The organism is Plantibacter sp. CFBP 13570 (assembly GCF_014841395.1).
Lineage (GTDB): Bacteria > Actinomycetota > Actinomycetes > Actinomycetales > Microbacteriaceae > Plantibacter > Plantibacter auratus.
This window is the reverse complement of the sequence record NZ_JACYTW010000113.1, coordinates 1-5,615: the sequence shown is the minus strand read 5'-3', so window position 1 is coordinate 5,615 and position 5,615 is coordinate 1. Positions and strand designations below refer to the sequence as shown.

The 5,615-nt window shown below is 70.7% G+C and carries 4 protein-coding genes; all 4 read right to left on the bottom strand.

The window, feature by feature from the left end; all coding sequences use genetic code 11:
• Nucleotides 1-241: 241 nt before the first annotated feature.
• Nucleotides 242-1,756, bottom strand: a complete 1,515-nt coding sequence (locus IFT89_RS19480; RefSeq protein ID WP_202939797.1) for a cryptochrome/photolyase family protein — start codon at nucleotides 1,754-1,756, stop codon at nucleotides 242-244.
• 102 nt (nucleotides 1,757-1,858) lie between these two features.
• Nucleotides 1,859-3,046, bottom strand: coding sequence for a Gfo/Idh/MocA family protein (locus IFT89_RS19475; RefSeq protein WP_202939796.1), 1,188 nt, complete (start codon nucleotides 3,044-3,046; stop codon nucleotides 1,859-1,861).
• Nucleotides 3,046-3,888 carry a sugar phosphate isomerase/epimerase family protein gene (locus IFT89_RS19470; RefSeq protein WP_202939795.1) on the bottom strand — a complete coding sequence of 281 codons (843 nt, stop codon included), beginning with the start codon at nucleotides 3,886-3,888 and terminating at the stop codon, nucleotides 3,046-3,048. Before IFT89_RS19470 ends, IFT89_RS19475 begins: the two co-directional genes overlap by 1 nt.
• An 88-nt stretch (nucleotides 3,889-3,976) precedes the next feature.
• On the bottom strand, nucleotides 3,977-5,338 hold the full coding sequence (locus tag IFT89_RS19465) for an MFS transporter (RefSeq protein ID WP_202939794.1): 1,362 nt from the start codon (nucleotides 5,336-5,338) through the stop codon (nucleotides 3,977-3,979).
• Between the last annotated feature and the right edge of the window lie 277 nt (nucleotides 5,339-5,615).

Below are 5,615 nucleotides of genomic sequence, written 5' to 3'. Positions count from 1 at the left end.
GCCCGACGCCGTGATCCCGGCCCCGGCGAGCGCCGCTGCCGCCTCGGCCGCCTTCACTTTGGCTGCGGCGAGTGCCGCCTGCGCCTGGGCGGCTTCGAGCTCGGCCTGGGCTTGGGCGGCGGCAGCCTGGAGTGCGGCGATCTGCGGGTCGGATGCTGCATCACTGGGCGTCATGTGCCGAGCCTAGCGACGCGTTCCCCACCGGTCGAGGGGTCGTGCGAGGGCTGGACGACTGCTCCGATCACCACTGTTCGCGGGTGTGCTCCTGGTCGACGACGGCGCGCAGGTCGGACAGTCGGCGCATCCCGGCCAGCGGTTGTGCCATGCGGGTGTTGTGCCGGATGCGCGGTTCCACGCGGTCGAGGAAGGCCCAGTACCCGGCGGTGAAGGGGCAGGCGTCCTCGCCCAGCCGCACCTTGGGATTGAAGGCGCACCCACCGCAGTAGTCGGACATCTTGTCGATGTACGCGCCACCCGAGGCGTAGGGCTTCGTCGCGACGATGCCGCCGTCCGCGTGCTGCGACATGCCGATGACGTTCGCGGGCATCACCCAGGGGGTGCCGTCGACGAACATGTCGATGAACCAGTCGTTGAGTGCGACCGGGTCGTATCCATGCTGCAGGGCCCAGTTGCCGAGCACCATGAGCCGCTGGATGTGATGCGCCCAACCGTGGCGACGCATCCCGTCGATCGTCTCGCGGAGACAGTTGGACTGGATGGCGGCGGCGTCGAGTTCGCGGAACTGGCGCGGGAGCGGCTCGTGTGCTCCGAGGGCGTTGTGACTCGTCCGGTACGGCTCGCCGAGGTGCCAGTAGAGATGCCAGACGTAGTCGCGCCAGCCGATGATCTGGCGGGTGAAGCCCTCGACGCTCGACAGCGGTGCACGACCGGCGTGGTACTCGGCGACCACGGTCTCGACGGCGTCGCGCGGGTCGAGCAGGCCGAGGTTGAGCGGCGCGCTCAGCAGGGAGTGCGCCATCGTCCAGTCGCCGCCGAGCATGGCGTCCTCGAACGGGCCGAAGTCGCCGAGCCTCGTCTCGATGAAGTCCGCGAGCGCCGCCTCCGCCTCGGCCGCCGTGGCCGCGAAGCGTCGGGGCCCGTCATCACCGACCAGCTGGACCAGTCCGTCGCGCTGCCACCGGTCGAGGTCCTCCCGGACCTCCGCGTCGATGTCGTCCTCCTCGGGCCAGAGCGGTTCGGGCAGACCGAGCCGGGCGGCTCCCTTCGGCGGCGGGTTCCGGTTGTCGTGGTCGTAGTTCCAGCGGCCGCCCTCCGGCTGGTCGCCGCGCATGAGGATCCCGGTCCGCTCCCGCACCGTGCGGTAGAAGTCCTCCAGGAGGAGCCGCTTGCCGTCCCGCGTCGACGCCCAGGCCGCGAAGTCCGGTTCCGAGGTCACGAAGCCGCGGCTCGGGAGCACCCGGAGGCCGCGCTCGCGGACGAAGCGCCGAGCCGTCCACGAGGGTGGGTCGATCACCTCGAGGTCGGCGCCGACCTCGACGACCTCCTCGTAGCGGTCGACCTGGTGGAACTCCGCCCGGTCGCCGAGTTCCGCCGCACGATGTCGGATGGCCGAGAGGAAGAGGTGCGCCTTCGCCCGGTGCATCGGTCGCTTCGTGAAGGTGGACTTCGATTCGATGAGCAGGATCGGTCCGCCGTCGTCGAACGCCGGGCCGAGCTGGCCGGTGAGGATCCATCGTCGTCGGCCGGTGGTCGCTTCGTCGTCGTGCTCGGCGGCGCTCGGGCCGGTGGTGTCCATCGCCTCAGCGTACGTGGGGCGACGGACACCACCGGGGGCTTGCTCAGCCTGGTCCGATGCTGCTCGGTTCTGTTCTGCTCGTGGCCGCTCGGCTCACCGCGCTCAGAGTGTTGCGGCGAACGGGTCCCAGTCCTCCGCGACGAGCGGGACCGACGCGACCCGGCTCGCCACGTCGACGGTCTGACCGGACACCACGGACTCGTCGATCGAGACGAGCGTGTCGAGCACGTGGAAGCCGAGCGCGCCCGAAGCGAGCGGCGTGCCGCCGGAACGGATCGCCCGGGCGAGGTCGAGGACCCCGGTGCCGCGGCCGGCGAGGACGCCCTCGGTCGGCACGATCTCCCACTCCGGGTCCTGCTGCATCCGCTCGATGGGCGCCGTGCGAGTGATCCGCACCTCGCCCGTGAACATGTTCGGGTCGGGGATCACGAGCGTCCCCTCGGTGCCGGTGATCTCGACGACGCCCATCTTCGCGAGCGGTGACTCGAAGCTGAAGACGCTCTGGCTCACGCCGCCGTCCACGAAGCGGGCGATGGCGCTGACGTGCGTCGGCACCTCGACGGCGAACTCGGTGCCGACGCGGTCGCCCTGCTGGATCGTCCGCGTCGCACGCCCACGGGAGCCCGCAGCCGACACCGAGGCGACCGAACCGAACACCTGCACGAGCGTCGTCAGGTAGTACGGCCCCATGTCGAACAGCGGCCCGCCACCCTTCGCGAACAGGAACTCCGGGTTCGGGTGGAAGATGTCCGGCCCCGCGTACTGCATGACGGTCTGGGCGGTGAGCGGCTGACCGATGTCACCGCGGGCGATGGCGCGACGCGCGGACTGGACGCCCGGGCCGAGCACCGTGTCCGGCGCGATGCCGACGAGGAGTCCCGCGGCGTCGGCCTGCTCGAGGAGCGCGAGCCCGCTCGCACGGTCGACGCTGATCGGCTTCTCCGTCCACACGTGCTTGCCGGCGGCGAGCACCTGCGAGGCGACCTGCGCGTGGACGGCGGGGATCGTGAGGTTCACGACGAGCTCGACGTCCGGGTGTGCGAGGACGTCGTCGGCGGTCCCCCACTCGCCGACGCCCCACTTCTCGGCCTGGGCCTTCGCGCGGTCGACGTCGAGGTCGCCGAGGATCACGACGTGGACGTCGGGGAACGAGGTGAGGTGCTCGAGGTAGGTGTCGCTGATCATGCCGGTGCCGATGAACCCGACGCCGACCGGGCCGCTGCCCTGCGGAGCGCGTGCCGTCGTGCCCTGCGCTGCCGCGGGCGCCGTGCCGTGCGCTGCCGCGGGCATCAGCGGACCACCGCTTCGGTCGAGACGAGCTGTTCGGCGACGAGCGCGTCGACGCTCGCCTGCACACCGTCGAAGATGTCGCCGGCGCCGTAGTGGTCGAACTCGATGATCGCGAACCGGGCCGAGGGCGCTGCGGCGAGCGACTCGCGCAGCGGGACCTCGCCCTGCCCGAACGGTCGCTGGTCGAGACTCGTCGGCACGAAGGGCGCGGCGCCGGGGGCGAACGGGTCGGCGGGCAGCAGGCCGTCCTTGACGTGGAGCGCCTGGACGCGGTCGCCGAGGCGGCCGAGCAGCGCGGGGACGTCCTGACCGGCGGTCGCCGCCCAGAACAGGTCGACCTCGAGCGCGACGTCGTCACGCAGCTGATCGGCGAAGACCTCGAACGCGCTGCGTCCGCCGAACGATGCGACGAACTCCTGGGAGTGGTTGTGGTAGCCGACGCGGAGACCGTGGTCGGCGGCGCGCTCCGCTGCGGCGTTCAGGCGGGACGCCGTGTCGGCGACGGCGGCTTCGTCGAGCCAGCGATCGGGGCTCACGAACGCGTCGATGATGATCTCGAGGCCGAGGGCCTTCGCGGCCGCGAAGACCTCCTCCGGTGGGGCGACCGGCATGACCTGGTCGCCGAAGCGGATCTCGTCGGAGAGGAGCGTGGCGTGCCCGGTACGGGCGGCGAGCCCGTGGCGGTCGAAGGCCTCACGGAGCGCGGGCGCACGAGAGACGAAGTCGAAGGCCTCGACGTCGCGCAGACCCATGCCGGCGAGTCGGGCGAGGGCGTCGTCGAGTCCCTGGTCGAGGTGCTCCTTGATGCTGTAGAGCTGCACGGAGAGCGCTGGTGCGGTCATGGTGTTGCCGTCCGTTCTGACGCCGTCCTTGGCGTCGCTGGGTGATGGAGTGGAGCTGGTGATCGGGGTGCGGGAGGCGTGACCGGGGTCACCCACGGGTCGCGATCGATCCGGTGATGGTCCCGTCGGCGTTCCGGGTCATGCGGTGTCGGACCGGCAGGATCGTCAGCGCGCCGAGCACGGCGATCACTCCGGCGCCCCAGAACAGGGCCGTGTAGTTGTTGCCGACCGCGCCGAGTCCGAGGAGGAACGCACCCACCGCGCCGGCGAGCGACTGCGGCAGGGCGTTTGCGATGTTGAGGACACCGAGGTCCTTCGCCGCGTCGTCCGGGTTCGGCAGGACGTCCACGACGAGGGCGGTGTCCACCGCGACGTACACGCCGTACGCCGCTCCCATGATCGCCTCGACGACGTAGAACATGGGCACCGTCGTGGTGTGGGCGAGCAGCACGAGCCCGAGCGCGAAGACCGCCGTCGACCCGATGACGAACACCTTGCGGTTGAGCATCCGGTCCGACAGCCAACCGCCGAGCTTCGCGGTGACGACGAGCGCGATCGTGTAGATCAGCACACCCATGGTCAGGGTGTCGACCGCGCCCTGCTGCGACAGCCCGACCTCCTCCTGCAGGAAGAACAGGCGGAACGCGACGAAGAGGAACGACGCGAGCGTCAGGAGGAACCGCGACAGCCAGACCCAGCCGAAGTCCGGGTGCTTGAGCGGGTTCACCCAGAAGGTGAAGAGCAGACCCTTCCATCCGCCGACGTCCGGTCGGGTCGTGATCGCGCGGTCCGGCAGGACGAAGCAGTACAGCCACACGGTGATGAGCGCGAAGACCGCCGGGGCGACGAAGAGGAGCAGCATGTCGGTGACGAACCAGCTGGCCACGAAGGCCGCCGCGAGGATGCCGACGTTCTGCATGACCCCCACGTTCGCGGACACGCTCCCGCGCTGTTCCGGCGGGACCTGGTCGGCGATGGTCGCGAGCAGCGGGCCGAGGATGGCGTTGCCAGTCAGCTGGGCGAGGCACCACCCGGCGATGAGGACGGGGACGTTCGGCGCGAGGGCGACGATCGTGAGCGACGCGACGAAGCCGATCGCGCCGAGGAACATCCATGGGCGGCGGCGGCCGAAGCGCGAGAGCGTGATGTCGGACAGGCGGCCGATCACCGGGTTCGCGACGAGGGCGAACAGGGCGGCGATGGAGAGGACGTTGCCGTTGACGACCGCCGCCTGGTCACCCGGGACGAGCTGCTGCGTCTTGAGGGCCAGGCTCACGGTGACCGGGGCGAGCAGGGCGACGAACAGACCGAACTGGGCGAGCGCCATGGTGGTGACGACCCGTTTCGACGCCCGTTCCGTGGGCCCTGAGGGGCCGGTGACGAGGCTGACGTAGGGGCCGCTCGAGGCACGCTGGCCGGTGGGTTTGGGGCGGCGGGGCGGGTTGGACATCCGAGTTCCTCTCAACGCTGAGCTGCGGACCGGCTCTGGCCCGCGGGTGGTGCTGTCCTGGCAGGATCGGGAAACCGATCACTGCACGGCTTTGAGTATATGCGCGAAACCCGAGTGGTCAATAGGTTTTCACGAAACCCGTCGGTGTGGGTTGCTGCCAGCGCGGTGCGCTGACGCGAGCGCGGCCCAGCCGCGTGAGCGCGGGTCTCCAGAGGGTCGCGCTCACGCGCCCGGGGCGCGCCCACGCCGATTCCGCGGCGCTCGCGTCACCGCACCG

Coding starts and splice junctions, on each gene's coding strand:
- IFT89_RS19470 (WP_202939795.1), bottom strand. CDS start 3,888: ATGACCGCACCAGCGCTCTCCGTGCAGCTCTACAGCATCAAGGAGCAC.
- IFT89_RS19465 (WP_202939794.1), bottom strand. CDS start 5,338: ATGTCCAACCCGCCCCGCCGCCCCAAACCCACCGGCCAGCGTGCCTCG.
- IFT89_RS19480 (WP_202939797.1), bottom strand. CDS start 1,756: ATGGACACCACCGGCCCGAGCGCCGCCGAGCACGACGACGAAGCGACC.
- IFT89_RS19475 (WP_202939796.1), bottom strand. CDS start 3,046: ATGCCCGCGGCAGCGCACGGCACGGCGCCCGCGGCAGCGCAGGGCACG.